Origin of the sequence: Algoriphagus persicinus (assembly GCF_035156415.1) — a bacterium.
GTDB lineage: Bacteria > Bacteroidota > Bacteroidia > Cytophagales > Cyclobacteriaceae > Algoriphagus > Algoriphagus persicinus.
Genome location: NZ_JAYEEY010000006.1, coordinates 67032 through 82886, shown reverse-complemented (window position 1 = coordinate 82886; position 15855 = coordinate 67032). Strand labels below are relative to the sequence as shown.

Below are 15855 nucleotides of genomic sequence, written 5' to 3'. Positions count from 1 at the left end.
CAAGCAGAATTTTTTCAACCCTGCTTCTTTTTCAAAATCATCATTCAATTAAACACCTCACAACTATGACCCAAACCCCCTCTCTTGAGCTCACTCCACTGGCAGAATCAGAGCGAATCCAATCCCTAGACGTCATGCGCGGGATTGTTCTTTTTGGAATTCTATTAATGAATATCAACGCTTTCGGGCTGGCAAATTCTTATAATGACCCCACCGTAGCAGGTGGATTTGCAGGATGGAATCTATATTCCTGGATTGCTACCAACATGTTTTTTGAAGGTACTATGCGAGGGTTATTTTCACTCCTTTTTGGAGTGGGAATGTTCATTTTTCTGGATCGGTTAAGTAAGAGGGGAGCAGGCATCAAAGCCGCAGATATATTCTTTCGCAGGCTTACCTGGCTGCTTGTTTTTGGATTGATCCACGGATATCTGCTGCTTTGGACAGGAGAAATTCTATACGATTATGCGCTGATGGGTTTCTTGGTGTACTCATTTAGAAATATGGCTCCAAAGAAATTGATCACAGCAGCAACAATTTTGGTTTTAGGAGGTATGGTTTGGAACTATTCGGATTTTCGAAAAAGTGAAAAACTTGTAGCTGATGTTGCCCTCATTGATACTTACAAAGCGGAAAATAAAGAGCTAACCAAAGAGCTTAAAGAATCCCAAACCCAATGGGTAAAGATGCAGGAAGAACGATCTCCCGAATTCATAGCAGAATACAACACATCGATGCGGAAAGGCTATTTTGATGTGCTTGCATTTTTGGCACCTATCAATTCTCATTACGATCAATTTATGTCCTACCGATACGGTCTCTGGGATATTCTCAGTATGATGCTTATTGGGATTGCTCTGTTTAAATGGAATGTACTTTCAGCCGAAAAATCTATGAGTTTCTATGCTATCATGGCTGCAGGAGGATACCTGATAGGACTTTCAGTTAATTATTACGAACTCCAAACTGTTTTGGCTGGTCAGTTCTCTTCCGTGGCAATAGCTAAATCCAATTTGACCTACGATGTAGGAAGAATCGCTACCTGTATGGGTCATATTGGGTTGATTATGCTATTGTGCAAGTCAAACTTTTTGATTTGGTTGAAAAGCAGCATTTCCGCAGTCGGAAAAATGGCTCTGACCAATTACATCATGCACTCTGTCATTTGCATGGTTGTCTTTACCGGAGTTGGATTTGGACTTTTCGGAAAGTTGCAGCGCTATGAACTCCTTTATGTAGTGTTTTCGATCTGGATTTTCCAGCTGATCCTAAGCCCGATTTGGCTCACTTATTTTCACTACGGTCCGATGGAATGGCTTTGGAGAAACCTGAGCTATCAGAAAATCCATCCGATCAGGAAGGAATCATCGGCACCAGTCTCAACCTCGTACTTGTAATCATTCATACAGGCATTTATCCACTTTCAGAAGTAGTTCTTACTACTATTTCTTGAAAAGAATCTCCTGGACTTCGGACATTAGAACCCCCAGTTCGTCCTATGCTCCTTTCTAATCACTGGTAATCTGTAGATTTTTAAAATATTAAATAAACTTTTCCTATTACTAAATAATCAAATCCAATTATCATGAAAAATTTCAAAACAATCTTAGCATCTGTATTCCTGCTGTTGCTGACGACCCTTGTTTCAATAGCTCAGGAAGTGACTCTGGAATTCCAGAATGCAGCTAAAGCAATGGAGGTGGTTCAAGCCTACACCAAAGCGCTTCAGGCCGGAGATGTGGCTACGATGAATGCTCAGTTCGCCCCAGGTACAATGATCTATGGTTTGGGCGGAGGCTTGGACTCACTTACAGTTGCCCAGCACAAAGAATATTATACCAATAGCACCAATACTTACAAGCATAACCTTTCGCAAGAGCTTTATCTGCCTGTCAAAGTAAGTAACAACTGGAATGAGGGGGAATGGGTTTTAGCATGGGGAACAAACACACTTACAGATAAGGCAAGTGGGAAGAAGATAGTGGTGCCATATCACACAGCCTCACAAATTGAGAATGGTAAAATTACTTTTATAAGATACTGGTATGATATGCTCAGTATTCTGGAAACGCAGGGATTTAAGGTGACCCCTCCTGCTAATTAAACTAGTCAAAAGTCTTAAAAAAAGCTTAGCTCCTTTGGTGGTCTTGAGATCGCCAAAGGAATTTTTTCAATCACACTTACACTATAAAAGCTGGCCTACTTTCTAGTTTATTGCATTCATTTAATCCTCATCAATAATTAATATCAAATAGATAATCATGAGAATTTTCTTTTTACTATGTCTTTTTTTTCTGTCAGTTGCTCATGTTTTTCCTCAAGGATTGATTCAAGGAAAAGTCCACGATAATCAGGCCAAGGGAATATCTTATGCCAATGTACTTCTCAGAAGCCCGACTGATTCGGTACTGATAAAAGGAGCTATTTCCGATGAATCCGGGAACTTTGTTTTTGCGGAAATTCCAAAAGGGGAATACTTTGTTGAAACTTTTTTCTTGGGTTATGCCAAATCCTATACTCCTTTTTTTAGTTTTTTGGGAACAGAAACCATTGGTTTGGATGCAATCACTTTAATTGAAGAAGCTAAAAATCTGGATGAAGTGACCGTAAATGCCACAAAGCCTCTTTTCGAATTGGAAATGGGGAAAATGGTTGTCAACGTATCCAACAGCGTAACGTCAGCCGGTTTATCGGTAATCGATGTTTTGGAAAAATCTCCGGGGGTAATGGTCAACAGGCAAAATAATTCACTGTCTCTTTCGGGTAAAAATGGGGTGGTGATCTTGATGAACGGAAAAAGATTCAGAATGCCAATAGATGCTGCGTATCAGATGCTGGCAGGCTTGAATTCCAGTGATGTGGAAAAGATCGAAATCATGACTGTGCCTCCTGCCAATTATGATGCAGACGGCGACGCAGGATTTATCAATGTGGTAATGAAAAGGGATAATAGCATGATAGGCACCAATGGTTCCCTGACAATCGGCCAGGGTTATGGCACAGGGTATAATGGTAATTTGAGTTTCAATCTCAATCATCAGGGATCAAAATTCAGCTGGTTTGGGCTTTTATCTTCGACCTATGTGGATCAAGTCCAGATTTATGAAAGTCAAAGAACCAACAATGACGGGATACAGGACATTGGTATCAGTTCGGTGTTAGATCGAGTCATGTCCCGAAAAGCCTTTAATTATCAAGCGGGATTTGACTATAACCTGGGAAAAAATACCATCCTAAGCGCTTTAGTCAGTGGCTACGAAAATCGGTGGGATCTGACAGCAGGAACTGATACTGAATCCATCTATTCTATCTCGCCTGATACCATTGCCACCATGACAACCAAAGAAGAAAATTACTGGAGCCATATTATGGGAAATATCAATCTCCAGCACACATTCAAAAACGGACAAGTCATCAATTTCAATTTAGATTATCTAACATATAAAAACTCATACCCAACCTGGTATACCACTGAATATTTTTCAGAAACCAACGATTTTCTCAGGTCAGAAGAAATAAGAATATCAAAAGAAACTCATATTGACATTTGGGTTGCTGATCTGAACCATTCCATGAAAATAGGAAAGTCTTTAACGGTAGATTCGGGAATAAAAGGCACCTTTTCCAACTTAACCAACCAAGTCGTTTATGAAGAACAGCTGGACTCGGACTGGATAGTCTACCCCTACTACAGCAGCGATGCCTTGCTAAAGGAGGATATTTTGGCAGCTTTCTCCACAGCAAAAATTGTTTTCGATGAGAAGACGACCCTAAATGCCGGCGTGAGGTACGAGAATACGAAAACCAATCTGACCTCGGTCAAAGGTGAGGAAATCGTTGACCGTCAATACGGTGATTTCTTTCCAACAGTATTTGTATCTCGAAAAATCAATTCTGATAACCTTGTCCAACTTTCTTATGGGCGAAGGATTACTCGCCCAACTTTCAATGAAATGGCTCCTTATGCAATTTTTTTTGATCCTTTTACATTTTTTACTGGTAATGAAAACATCCTGCCTACCTATACGAACAACATCAAAACTGATTACTCTTACAAAAGTTGGATCTTCTCTGTACAGTATAGTATAGACAAAAACGTGATAATGCGATTTCAGCCTACCCTGGATGAAGAGACCAATACCCTTTTCTTAAAAACAGATAATATCGACCAAAGACAAACAATATCCATGGTGGTCGCTTTCCCTTGGCAGGTGACATCCTGGTGGGAAATGCAAAACAATCTTACCGGGAATTATCAAAACGTCAATTCTGTATTGAACGGGGAAGCTTATGAAGTGGATCAACTGGGTATTCAAATCATTTCCACCAATACTTTCAAGCTTCCCAAGAAATATACCATTGAGTTGGTTGGATTTTATTCATCTCCAGTGGTTAACGGCTATTTCAATTGGCTTTCCCGTGGATTTGTAAATCTGGGAGTTCAAAAGGAATTCGAAAAAGCCGGAGTTTTAAGATTTTCATGCAACGATATTTTCGAAACGACGCAGTTCAGATGGAAATCATTTGAGGGTTCTGAAATCGGCTTTTCCGGCAGGATTAAATTTGAAAAGCGGGTGTTCATGGCGACCTATACCTATAAGTTTGGAAACAATAAAGTCAAAGGAACCCGAAATAGATCTGTAGGATCCCAAGCCGAACAGAACAGGGTTACGAACTGACAGGAAAGCTGGTACTATCAGCCTCTCTCGGAAAATAATTCCTAGACTTCGGAAAGTAGAAGCAGCTTTTCGTCCTAGGCAGATTCCAAATCAACGCTAATCCGAATAGCTTGTGTTCAAATCTTTTGGTTTGCCCGATTTTTAGAGACTAAGAACATTCATTCATTTTTAAACCCCACAAAATGAAAAAGGTACTGATTACCGGAAGCAGTAGAGGCATAGGACTTGAAACTGCTTTAGCATTTGGAAGAGCAGGATATCAGGTGTTTGCTGCCCTTAGGAATCCTGATGGAGCCACTGAACTTAAGCAAAAAATCCAGGAAGAAGCTTTGCCGATCTCTATTCATGCGATGGATGTCAACTCAGACGAGTCTGTCAAATCCTGCATCAAGCAGATTATCCAAGACTATGGAGTGGTCGATGTCCTCGTCAATAATGCAGGAATTGCCTTAAATGGATCTATTGAAGAAATGTCTATTTCGGATTTTAAGGGGGTGATGGAGACCAATTTTTTTGGAGCTGTCAGATGTTTACAAGCAGTCATTCCTTCAATGAGAACGCGAAAAAGTGGTTGCATTATTAATATTACTTCCATCTCCGGTCGATTGACTCCGTCTCCTTTAGGATGCTATCCGGCAAGTAAGTTTGCCCTGGAAGCAGTGAGTGAAGCATTAGCTCAAGAAGTCAAGCCCTTTAATATCCGTGTAGGAATAATCGAACCAGGTATCATTGATACTGATATGGCCCATGAGATAGAGCAAGAGCACACCTCTATCTATCCAAGCTCCAAACGAATGGCGGATCTTTTCTTCGCTTCCTTGAAGAATCCAAACCCTGCCTCTTTAGTCGCTGATCAAGCGGTGGACTTTGCGTCTGGAGATTCTTGGATCCTTCGGCATGCTGTTGAGCCTGATGCTTTAGCATTCATTCAATGGCGCAATTCCATGACCGATGAGGAATGGATTAATTGGAATTCTGTCAGCGATGAAGATTGGTACACTGCTGTAGAGGAAACCTTTGGATTGATGGCTAGGCGAGATTGATTTTTGAAGGAATTCCTGTTCCTGAAAATATACCTGAGTAGAACTAATAGCATTTCTTTTTTATAGAAAAACCTTAAAAAAAATATCGGGGAAGCTGAAAACCGACCAGAGTAAGCTCAAAAATTTAGATAAATGGAAAATCAAAACATTAACCCTTCGCCGGAAACCATCATGAAAATTGGATCTGGTTTTTGGCCTTCAAAAATTTTGTTGACAGCAGTGCACTTTGAAGTCTTTACAAAATTAGCCAAGAAGAAATCCATGTCTGCCCGGGAGCTAAAAAGTGAGTTGGGACTGCAGTGCACAGATAGGCACGTTTATGACTTTTTGGATACCTTAACCGGACTAGGGTTTTTAAACAGAGAGGGTCTTCTTGACAATGCCCATTATTCTAACGGCACAGATACTGATGTATTTTTAGACAAAAACAAACCTTCCTACATAGGCGGAATTCTCGAAATGATGAATGAGCGCTTGTTTGGGTTTTGGGACAATCTTGAGGAAGGTTTATTGACAGGGCAGCCTCAAAATGAAGCTAAAAAAGGAGAGAATATTTTTGAAGCGATTTATAGCGACCCGGATAAACTGAAAGTTTTTGTGCACGGCATGACAGGTGTTCAGATGGGAGCGTTTATCGCATTTGCGGAAAAGTTTGATTTTTCATCCTACCAAACCTTGACCGATGCAGGAGGTTCTGCCGGAATGCTTTCCATTATGGTGGCAAAACATCAACTGCATATAAGCTGTGTCACTTTTGATTTACCTCCCATTGAGGCTATCGCCAATGAGACCATCCAAAAGTTTCAGTTGACTGACCGGGTGAAAACAGCGAGCGGAGACTTCTTCACCAGCTCATTGCCTCCTGCAGACCTTGTGGTCATGGGCAACATCCTACACGACTGGGATGAAGATTCCAAAATTGCCCTGATTAAAAAAGCATACGATGCCCTTCCGGCCGGAGGGGCTTTTGTGGTCATAGAAAATATTATTGATGACGATCGCAAGCATAATGTATTTGGGATGATGATGAGTTTGAATATGCTGATTGAAACAGGAACAGGCTTCGATTATACATTCACTGACTTTAATAAATGGGCAAAAATGGCTGGGTTCAACTCAACAAATCTACTTCCATTGGTAGGGCCTACAAGTGCTGCAATTGCTTATAAGTAATTTTTCTATAAGAAACGGGTAAGCTGAAAACCGATCAGAGTAGGCACTTAACAACAATGAAAATGACCCAGAAAAATTATTTCCAATTAGCGACTGCCAGTATCGCACTTTCTCTTTTCAGTGTGGCATGTAGTCCAGCTCCAGACACAGCGACTGTCTCTGAAGAAATGGACACTCCGGTAATGGCAGAACCGGATATGGCTGCTATCAAAGCTGAAATTCAGGCCTTGGAAACTGCCTGGTCTGCCGCTGATAATGCGGGCGATGTAGCTGCCTTACTTGCTTTCTATAGTGACGATGCCGTGAGTATGGGAAGTGGAACTCCAATGGCAGTGGGCAAAGCTGCTATTAAACAGGAAATAGAGGAGTCCATGGCATCCAGACCTGCCGGAAGGACTGTTTCTTATGAGGTATTGGATGTTTTTGGGGATGAAAATACCGTCACTGAAGTTGGTAAATCCACTCGAATGGATGCTGCCGGAAAAGTGATTTCCACAGGGAAATATATGGCTATCTGGGAAAAGCGGGATGGCAAATATCTCTGTGTAAGAGATATCGGCAATAGTGATGCGGAGGAGGATTAATCTCTTTGAGTTAGAGATCTCTTCCTTTTAAAAAACTAAGGAGGTATTACCAAGTGCCTCCTATGTCTTCTTGTCGTTATATCCGAGAGGTAGCTTTTCTCTCTCTCAATGAAAAAGCTTATAAAATTGAAAGAAACGGACAAGCCGAAAACCGTGTAGAGTAGGCATTAATTAAACAACAAAAACAATGGCAACTTATATATTTCGTCACAAAGTAGGGGATATCAATACTTGGCTAAAGGGCCATGTCGATAGAGTAAGAATATTTGCTCCGGCATCCAATGGGTTCCGAACCTTTCAGGATGCTGATGATCCCAACTCCATTTTGATTGTAGTCGATACCGATGATATCGAAAAATTAGGTGCAATTATCAACGATCCAAAAATCCAGCATATTAAAGATTCCCATACGGTACTGGAACCAATTACCATGTCCAGAGAGATCAAATTGTAAGTATAATATGGGCAGTTAGAGTTAAGGGCGGAGTAAGGTAACAAGCATCTGCTCCACCAAAATTTTTGTTTGAAATTCCTAACCACGTAAACATGAATTCAGAAAAACCCGAATACTTCTGCCTCAGACCTGAGGTTGAAAAAGCATACGGCTATTCCCATGCCGTCAAGATTGGAAACAGTATCAAAGTCTCCGGCGCCGTCAGCATGGATGATGAAGGTGCCCCCACAGCCAATGGTGATTTTCTCCAACAGATGAAAAACTGCTATTCCGATCTGGACAAGGTGTTGAAGCACTACGGCTGCACATTTGACGATGTGGTGGTGGAGAATGTATTTACTACAGATATGCCAACATTTTTGGAACATGCCGAATATCGCAATTCCATTTACACCAAACATTTTCCGACCGGTACCTGGCTAGAAGTCAAAGGCTTGGCTTTGCCTGAATTTTTGATTGAAATCGAATTGGAAGTAGAAAAATCAAATTAACATTTCACCTAAAACTAAATATTACACTATGAATACATTAAAAAATTACCTGTTCATCGTTGCATTGTTTTCCATAACAATTCCAGCTATCAGTCAGGAAAGTAATGCCAAAAAATCTGGTGGCTCTGCTGAATCAAAAAAAAACACAACCATTGTTGATGGACTTTATAAAGCCTTTGCCGTTGGCGATATTCCTACTGTTTTGGGAGGCTTGGATCCAAATATTGCCTGGAATGAAGCAGAAGGAAACTTCTATGCCGATGGTAATCCTTATATAGGTCCAGATGCAGTACTAAATGGCGTTTTTGGCCGACTAGGTGCTGATCACGAGTATTTTAATCTGAAGGATATTGTCCTTCACGAAATGTCCAATGGCAAAGTATTGGCAACATTACGCTATGATGCCAAATTCAAGAATGGCAAGGCTTATGATGCACAAGCGGCTCATCTGTGGTCACTAAAAGACGGAAAAGTCGTGTCTTTTCAACAGTATGTAGACACCAAAAAATTGCATGAGGCGATGGCTAAGTAAATCAACTAACCTATGGCCAAAACCCTCACCCTAGTCCCCTATAAACCTAAAGCCTGGCTGATGCTATTGGCTTGGGCTTTCCTGATCCTCTTTGCTGGAAAATTTGTACTAAATGATGCCTTGCCTTATTTCGGATTTGATCAGGAAGTTTTTGGCAGATATTGGGGAATGAAGTGGCCTCTGATCGGGCATATTTCCGGAGGATTACTTGCCTTGATATTAGGTCCCTTTCAGTTTTGGGCGGGGTTCCGAAACAAGTATTTGAAGATTCATCGATGGATGGGTAGACTTTACCTGACAGGAATTTTGGTCGGAACCATCAGTTCGGTAATGCTTGCTTTGACCACAGGGATTGCCATCCATTTATCATGGGCTGTTTCCTTATTTGTCTTAGCAATGGCTTGGTTTTTAACTTCTGGAATGGCCTTACGATTTATCCTGCTGAAGCGGGTCAACCTCCACAAAGAATGGATGATCCGAAGCTATGTGGTCACTTTTGCCTTTGTGCTGTTCCGCTGGCTTAATGGAATGGCATGGATCCATGAATTTGGAAATTTCACAATAGTAGGACCCAATTTGATCTGGATTTCCTGGGTTATCCCGCTTTTTTTCACTGAGATCATTTTACAATGGAATAAGAAATATTGAAAATAGAATATCGATTCAACTAGTTGATTTTCATTTAGTAACGTTTTAAATTCAAGAAAAAAATATGAAAGTATCCGCATATGCATCCTATGGTCCGTACGAAAAATTAAAACCATTTTCTTACGAAATGGGAGAATTAAGTTCTGAACAAGTCGAGATCCGGGTGATCAACTGCGGAATTTGCCACTCGGATCTCAGTATGATGAACAACGATTGGGGAATGACGGCCTATCCCATTGTCCCCGGCCACGAGATTATTGGTGAGGTGAAGGCAAGGTTTCGAATTATTTTAAAAAATCAGCTTGAAATGAATTAAAATTTCCAAAACATACCACTAAATAAAAAAACGATATGCTCAAGAAAATAATGCTCGGAATTGTTAGCCTCCTAATCTTAGCGATTGGAGGAATAGTTGTTTATGTCCAACTGAATTGGGATAAAAAATATGATATTCCCTATCCTGACTTACAGGTAAGCACTGACTCCACAGTAATCGCGCGAGGCAGGTATCTGGTTCATGGACCTGCTCATTGTTCTAATTGTCATGTGGGCAGTGTCGCGGAAATGATATCCGCTGATGCTGGAGAAAATATTCCATTAAAAGGAGGGGCAGAATTCCCTTTGGGTCCAATAGGAACAATTTACCCGAAAAATTTAACTCCTGACCCAGCCACCGGTATAGGAAGATACTCTGACAATGAAGTCTTCAGAATGATGCGGCATGCAGTGAAGCCAGATGGAACGGCTACTTTGTCCGTGCTCATGCCTTTTTGGGATATGGCAGATGAAGATCTAATAGCAGTCGTATCATATTTGAGAAGTATGGCACCTGTCCAAAATGACGTTCCCGAAAACGACTATTCCTTTATGGGAAAGGCTGTCCGAGTGATGGCTGCATCCTTTAAGCCAATCGAAAACCCCAATCCATTCCCCAAAGCTCCTCCAATGGAGGCAACTATCCAACGAGGAGAATATTTAGCTCGATATGTGGCCAACTGTGTGGGTTGCCATACCAATAGGGATCAGATGACTTTTGAAGCTATAGGCCCTGAATTTGGCGGAGGAATGGAATTTGAACCTTGGCCGGAATTTGCCTTGGCGGTAGGCGGGGATCCTGAAATGTGGATGAGAACTCCCAACATCACCCCGCATCCCAACAGTGCTTTGTCCAAATTCAAGACTGTGGAAGAATGGAAAGCACGATTCCGACAAGGAAGGCTGATTAATATCTCACAAATGCACTGGGGGCCTTTTTCAAGGATGTCAGATGAGGATCTGGAAGCACTATACCTGTATCTGACAAGTCTTGAGCCAGCTGACTATGATGCCGGGGAAGTGATGTTTAAGAAATAGACTGTTTCCATTTAGTGACCTTGAACTCACCCACATATTCAATGTATGAATCGGATTTGAATAATGATTTAACCCGCATTATGCATTAGCAATCTAACGAACATCTTAATATGAATAATCTAACAAAATTGCTAATTCATTTTTTTTCTCTATTCGCGCTGATTAGTTGTGACAAAACTTATGAATCAGGAACAACAGATCACATCAAATCCGTAACCGATCAGGTCGACGATAATCAGCTACTGAATGCAGATGAAAGGCCTGGCGACTGGTTGACTTATGGGAGAAATTATTCAGAAGATCGATATAGCTCACTTAATCAAATTACAAAGAGTAATATCAAAGATTTAGGATTGGCTTGGAGTCTCAATCTTGGGACTAATAGGGGAATTGAGGCAACACCTATCGTAGTTGATGGAATCATGTATATATCAGGCCCCTGGAGTGTCGTGTACGCTATTGATGCTAGAAAAGGGGAATTGATATGGACTTTTGATCCTGAAGTTCCAAAAGAAAATGGAGAAAAAGCCTGTTGCGATGTAGTCAATAGAGGAGTTGCTCTTTACAAAGGACATATTTTTGTTGGGGCACTTGACGGAAGACTAATTTCAATAAATGCTGCTACAGGAAAAAAAGCCTGGGAAGTCATGACCGTCGATCAATCAAAAGCATATACCATCACCGGTGCTCCCAGAGTGGTAGAGGGAAAGGTAATTATTGGAAATGGTGGTGCGGAGTATGGGGTACGGGGATATGTTACAGCTTACGATGCCATAACAGGTAATCAAGTGTGGCGTTTTTATACCGTTCCAGGTGATCCTTCGAAGCCATTTGAATCCAATGCCATGGAAGAAGCTGCCAAAACATGGACAGGCGAATGGTGGAAATACGGCGGAGGTGGAACAGCTTGGGATGCAATGGCTTATGATCCTGAATTGAAATTGTTATTCATCGGCACAGGTAACGGAGCCCCATGGAACAGAGAAATTAGATCACCGGAAGGAGGGGATAACTTATATCTTTCATCCATCCTTGCAATCAATCCTGAGAACGGTGAGTTGGTCTGGCATTATCAGACTACTCCCGGAGATTCTTGGGATTACACCGCAACTCAACATATCATTCTTGCTGATATTGAAATAAATGGAGGCATGAAGAAGGTATTGATGCAAGCTCCGAAAAATGGATTTTTCTATGTGATCGACCGAACTAATGGAAAACTAATTTCAGCTGACCCTTACACGTATGTCAATTGGGCCAAGGGAGTTGATATCACTTCTGGACGCCCTATAGAAACTGATTTCAGTCGCTATGCCAACATTAATGCTCTGATAGCTCCTTCAGCGGTTGGTGGACACAACTGGCAACCGATGGCATTTAATCCAAAAACTAGATTAGTATACATTCCATCGCGGGAGTCATCGATGATGTATGGTCAGGATAAAAACTGGGAATTTCGAGATGATTCAAAATCTTGGAATACAGGAACAGGATATGATGCTACAAAATCAGTTCGCCAAGATTCTTTGGCACCGGGATGGTTTGGCAAACTTATAGCCTGGGATCCAGTTGAGAAAAAAGAGGTTTGGCAGGTGAAACAGCCTTCTCCATGGAATGCAGGTGTTCTAACTACAAACGAATTGGTTTTTCAAGGTACAGCGGAAGGTCATTTTGTAGCCTATAATGCAAGTACTGGGGAGAAGGTTTGGCAAACAGAATTAAATACAGGAATCATTGCCGCACCAATCACTTATTTGATTGATGATGTTCAATATGTTTCCATTGCAGTGGGCTGGGGTGGTGTTTTAGGTTTATGGTCAAAGTTTACCAAGCAAATAAATCCTGGCACGATTTACACGTTTGCACTTGGGAAAAATGCATCGATGCCAATCTATCCAGACAAACCTGAACCGACACTTATTTCACAATCTTTTGAAGCATCAGAGAGTGAGTTAGAAAATGGAAATTTAGTCTATGACCGCTATTGCAATAACTGTCACAAATTAAGTGATAGTGGGGTGATTCCCAACCTTGCGTACTCTACTTCTGAGACTTTCAACAATTTCAAATTAATTGTTTGGGATGGTCAATATCTGGGTAAGGGCATGCCTAAATTCAAGGATCGCTTGTCTGAGCAGGATGTAGAAGATGTAAAACATTACATTCTGTCTATAGCAGAAAAGACCCTTGCAGCGATAGAAGTTGAGTGAAATCCGGGATTTAAATGAAAATGAAGGTGGGGCTCTCATCATCTTACTGCGAGCTCACCTGAAATTGCTCTAAAGAATTCAATCCCAAAAAAATCGCCCGTTAATTAATCCAACGGGCGATTTCTATTGTTTCTGCAAAACCTAGCTATACTTACAACTTACAACAATCACTTACCAACGTGGTAGGCTAAAGCAATAAACTTTATAAATTTTGAACTTTAAATTCCTTTAGCCTCATTAACCAACAGCTCATTCTCATCAGCCAATCCAGCTGCAATAAAGGCTTCTATCTCGGGATTTCTCGATTTGCCTTTATTCAGTAATACACCAAGGATTATCATCACACCGATTCGAGTTCCTACTTTCTTCGCCGCGGTATTGAATAAAGGGGCTAGTTCCTCATAGCTTACCTCTTCAGCCAATTTTGCAATATCTGCCCTAGCGGCTGCGAGCTTATCACCTGAAAGGTTGGTGTATTTTTTGGCAATTTTCTGAATTTCATTCAAAGCAGATCTTTGGCCTTGAGGTTGTCCTCCGCTTTGATTTGTAGGCTTAGCTTGCTGATTGTTCTGAGCAGCCGGAGTAGGCTGTTGTTTGGCCCAGGAATCGCGCAAACCTACCGTCTTATTAAAGACAAGCTTCTCAGCAGTGGAATCAGTATCCAAAGTGAAGTAACCCAAACGCTGAAACTGAAACTTATCATTCCTAGTAGCCTCTTTCAAATAAGGCTCCAAATATGCTTCCTTGATCACATTCAGGGAATCCGGATTGACAAATTCCATAAAGTTTTTGTCTTCGTGACTGTCTGGCGCTTCGTCCAAGAACAGTCGGTCATACTCGCGAACCTCCGCTTTGATGGCATGCTGTATAGAAACCCAGTGAAGCGTTCCTTTGACTTTGCGTGTGCTAGCCTCCGTTCCGCTTCCAGATCTTGAATCTAAGTCTGCAGTACAGTGGATTTCAACAATTTTTCCAGAATCATCTTTTACAACAGATTCTCCTTTGATGATGTATGCACTTTTTAAACGGACCTCATTTCCCAAAGTCAACCGGAAGAACTTGCTCCCAGCTTCCTCCTTGAAATCTTCTCGCTCTATGTAGAGTTCGCCAGAAAACGGTAACTCATGTGTACTCGAATTCGGATCTTCGGGATTGTTTTCTGCGAAAAGAAGTTCAGTCTTTCCCTTCGGATAATTGGTTATGACCAATTTAACAGGATCCAAAACTGCCATCGCACGGGTAGCAGTTTTATTTAAATCCTCCCGGATGCAATATTCCAATAAAGAAACATCAGTCACGCTGTCGCGCTTAGAAATCCCTGATAGATCAGAGAATTTACGGATGGATTCAGGGGTATAGCCTCTTCTTCTCAAACCCGAGATGGTGGGCATGCGGGGATCATCCCAAGCCGTCACTGTTTTGCTCTGTACCAGTTCCAGCAGCTTTCGCTTGCTCATCACCGTATAGCTGAGATTTCTACGGGCAAATTCCCGCTGCTTCGGTCTGAGTTTAGCCGGATCATATATTTGATCGAGAAACCAGTCGTATAATTCCCGGTGCATTTTGAACTCCAGGGTACAAAGGGAATGGGAAATCTGCTCGATGTAATCCGACTCACCATGAGCCCAATCGTACATAGGATAGATGCACCAGTCATTTCCGGTACGGTGGTGAGCCTTTCTCACGATTCTGTACAAAAGAGGATCACGCATCAGCATGTTTGGCGAAGCCATATCAATTTTGGCACGGAGTACATAACTTCCCTGCTCAAATTCTCCTTCCTTCATACGCTCGAATAAATCCAGGTTTTCTTGCACGGATCGATCACGGTAGGGACCAGGCACTCCAGGAGTAGTAGGCGTTCCTTTTTGTTCTGCCATGGCCTCAGCAGATTGTTCATCTACATAAGCCTTTCCTTCTTTAATCAGCTGAAATGCCCAGTCATACATCTGCTGGAAATAGTCGGAGGAATAACATTCTTTAGCCCATTGAAACCCTAACCAGTGGATGTCATTTTTGATGGCGTCAACAAATTCTTGTTCTTCTTTGCTGGGGTTGGTGTCGTCAAAACGAAGATTGACCGGTGCATTATGCTGCTCACCCAATCCAAAATTCAGGCAAATGGATGCTGCATGGCCTATATGTAAATAGCCGTTTGGCTCAGGAGGAAAACGAAAACGAAGTTTGTCCGGAGAAAAGCCTGCGGCCAAATCGTCAGCAATGATTTGTTCGATAAAATTAAGTGATGCGGTTTCTTCAGTCATAGATCAAAATTGAAAATCAAAATTAAGTCAAATGACTTGAAAAGCAATTAGGGGATGCTTGATTTAGGGTTACGTCATTGCGAAAGCGAAGTATGAGATTGAAGCAATCTGATTTTAGTTACGATATACGAATTACGATTTACGAGGCGTATTTCCTTGCTGGACATGAAATTGGCTATTTGGCGATTTCCTATGTATTGGAATAAGGAAGGGTTTTTTTAATGATGAAGTATACGTCATCGCGAGCGATTCGCGGCGATCTCACAGTAAGTAGAATTAATTACAAACAGATTGCCTTGTCAAAATCAATTCCCTTTGGTCATTGGATTTTCCTACCAAAGACGAACTCCAAAAGTAACGAAAGTTGAAAATGAGGATCAGATTAAAGAGAATTGGAGAATTGGAGAGGATGCCTTTCTGCCTT

14 protein-coding genes are annotated in these 15855 nt (G+C 41.4%); 13 read left to right on the top strand and 1 reads right to left on the bottom strand.

Translation table 11 applies throughout. The features are described 5' to 3' along the window. The first annotated feature begins 65 nt into the window (after positions 1 to 65). From U3A58_RS06545 to U3A58_RS06485, 13 genes are all read left to right on the top strand, one after another. The gene (locus U3A58_RS06545) at positions 66 to 1397 is read left to right on the top strand and encodes a DUF418 domain-containing protein (RefSeq protein WP_323822599.1); all 1332 of its coding nucleotides are present in this window, start codon (positions 66 to 68) and stop codon (positions 1395 to 1397) included. Between the two features lie 188 nt (positions 1398 to 1585). After that, on the top strand, positions 1586 to 2104 hold the full coding sequence (locus U3A58_RS06540) for a nuclear transport factor 2 family protein (protein ID WP_323822598.1): 519 nt from the start codon (positions 1586 to 1588) through the stop codon (positions 2102 to 2104). 157 nt (positions 2105 to 2261) lie between these two features. Continuing rightward, positions 2262 to 4679, top strand: coding sequence for a TonB-dependent receptor family protein (locus tag U3A58_RS06535; protein WP_323822597.1), 2418 nt, complete (start codon positions 2262 to 2264; stop codon positions 4677 to 4679). A gap of 182 nt (positions 4680 to 4861) precedes the next feature. Continuing rightward, the gene (locus tag U3A58_RS06530; RefSeq protein ID WP_323822596.1) at positions 4862 to 5722 is read left to right on the top strand and encodes an SDR family oxidoreductase; all 861 of its coding nucleotides are present in this window, start codon (positions 4862 to 4864) and stop codon (positions 5720 to 5722) included. Between the two features lie 132 nt (positions 5723 to 5854). Further along, positions 5855 to 6895, top strand: a complete 1041-nt coding sequence (locus tag U3A58_RS06525; RefSeq protein ID WP_323822595.1) for a methyltransferase — start codon at positions 5855 to 5857, stop codon at positions 6893 to 6895. A 62-nt stretch (positions 6896 to 6957) separates the two neighbouring features. Beyond that, a complete protein-coding gene (locus U3A58_RS06520) occupies positions 6958 to 7479 on the top strand; it encodes a YybH family protein (protein ID WP_323822594.1) in 522 nt (173 codons plus the stop codon). A 187-nt stretch (positions 7480 to 7666) separates the two neighbouring features. Continuing rightward, complete coding sequence (locus U3A58_RS06515) at positions 7667 to 7933, top strand: hypothetical protein (protein ID WP_323822593.1); 267 nt, start codon at positions 7667 to 7669, stop codon at positions 7931 to 7933. 92 nt (positions 7934 to 8025) lie between these two features. Beyond that, positions 8026 to 8424, top strand: coding sequence for a RidA family protein (locus U3A58_RS06510; protein WP_323822592.1), 399 nt, complete (start codon positions 8026 to 8028; stop codon positions 8422 to 8424). Positions 8425 to 8452: 28 nt separating this feature from the next. Beyond that, positions 8453 to 8956: a nuclear transport factor 2 family protein gene (locus tag U3A58_RS06505; RefSeq protein WP_323822591.1), complete on the top strand. Its 504-nt coding sequence runs from the start codon at positions 8453 to 8455 to the stop codon at positions 8954 to 8956. A 12-nt stretch (positions 8957 to 8968) separates the two neighbouring features. After that, positions 8969 to 9604 (top strand): DUF2306 domain-containing protein, encoded by a 636-nt coding sequence (locus U3A58_RS06500; RefSeq protein ID WP_323822590.1) that lies wholly within the window; start codon positions 8969 to 8971, stop codon positions 9602 to 9604. A 64-nt stretch (positions 9605 to 9668) separates the two neighbouring features. After that, positions 9669 to 9920 (top strand): alcohol dehydrogenase catalytic domain-containing protein, encoded by a 252-nt coding sequence (locus tag U3A58_RS06495; RefSeq protein ID WP_323822589.1) that lies wholly within the window; start codon positions 9669 to 9671, stop codon positions 9918 to 9920. A 35-nt stretch (positions 9921 to 9955) separates the two neighbouring features. Continuing rightward, positions 9956 to 10957: a cytochrome c gene (locus U3A58_RS06490; protein ID WP_323822588.1), complete on the top strand. Its 1002-nt coding sequence runs from the start codon at positions 9956 to 9958 to the stop codon at positions 10955 to 10957. 110 nt (positions 10958 to 11067) lie between these two features. Beyond that, positions 11068 to 13167, top strand: coding sequence for a PQQ-dependent dehydrogenase, methanol/ethanol family (locus U3A58_RS06485; protein ID WP_323822587.1), 2100 nt, complete (start codon positions 11068 to 11070; stop codon positions 13165 to 13167). 218 nt (positions 13168 to 13385) lie between these two features. Here U3A58_RS06485 and U3A58_RS06480 read toward each other — a convergent pair whose 3' ends face one another. After that, the gene (locus U3A58_RS06480; RefSeq protein WP_323822586.1) at positions 13386 to 15431 is read right to left on the bottom strand and encodes a glutamine--tRNA ligase/YqeY domain fusion protein; all 2046 of its coding nucleotides are present in this window, start codon (positions 15429 to 15431) and stop codon (positions 13386 to 13388) included. Positions 15432 to 15855: the final 424 nt, after the last annotated feature.

What these genes read in the sequence shown, in the direction of transcription:
- U3A58_RS06545 (WP_323822599.1), top strand. Translation starts at nt 66, where the DNA reads ATGACCCAAACCCCCTCTCTTGAGCTCACTCCACTGGCAGAATCAGAG.
- U3A58_RS06540 (WP_323822598.1), top strand. Translation starts at nt 1,586, where the DNA reads ATGAAAAATTTCAAAACAATCTTAGCATCTGTATTCCTGCTGTTGCTG.
- U3A58_RS06535 (WP_323822597.1), top strand. Translation starts at nt 2,262, where the DNA reads ATGAGAATTTTCTTTTTACTATGTCTTTTTTTTCTGTCAGTTGCTCAT.
- U3A58_RS06530 (WP_323822596.1), top strand. Translation starts at nt 4,862, where the DNA reads ATGAAAAAGGTACTGATTACCGGAAGCAGTAGAGGCATAGGACTTGAA.
- U3A58_RS06525 (WP_323822595.1), top strand. Translation starts at nt 5,855, where the DNA reads ATGGAAAATCAAAACATTAACCCTTCGCCGGAAACCATCATGAAAATT.
- U3A58_RS06520 (WP_323822594.1), top strand. Translation starts at nt 6,958, where the DNA reads ATGACCCAGAAAAATTATTTCCAATTAGCGACTGCCAGTATCGCACTT.
- U3A58_RS06515 (WP_323822593.1), top strand. Translation starts at nt 7,667, where the DNA reads ATGGCAACTTATATATTTCGTCACAAAGTAGGGGATATCAATACTTGG.
- U3A58_RS06510 (WP_323822592.1), top strand. Translation starts at nt 8,026, where the DNA reads ATGAATTCAGAAAAACCCGAATACTTCTGCCTCAGACCTGAGGTTGAA.
- U3A58_RS06505 (WP_323822591.1), top strand. Translation starts at nt 8,453, where the DNA reads ATGAATACATTAAAAAATTACCTGTTCATCGTTGCATTGTTTTCCATA.
- U3A58_RS06500 (WP_323822590.1), top strand. Translation starts at nt 8,969, where the DNA reads ATGGCCAAAACCCTCACCCTAGTCCCCTATAAACCTAAAGCCTGGCTG.
- U3A58_RS06495 (WP_323822589.1), top strand. Translation starts at nt 9,669, where the DNA reads ATGAAAGTATCCGCATATGCATCCTATGGTCCGTACGAAAAATTAAAA.
- U3A58_RS06490 (WP_323822588.1), top strand. Translation starts at nt 9,956, where the DNA reads ATGCTCAAGAAAATAATGCTCGGAATTGTTAGCCTCCTAATCTTAGCG.
- U3A58_RS06485 (WP_323822587.1), top strand. Translation starts at nt 11,068, where the DNA reads ATGAATAATCTAACAAAATTGCTAATTCATTTTTTTTCTCTATTCGCG.
- U3A58_RS06480 (WP_323822586.1), bottom strand. Translation starts at nt 15,431, where the DNA reads ATGACTGAAGAAACCGCATCACTTAATTTTATCGAACAAATCATTGCT.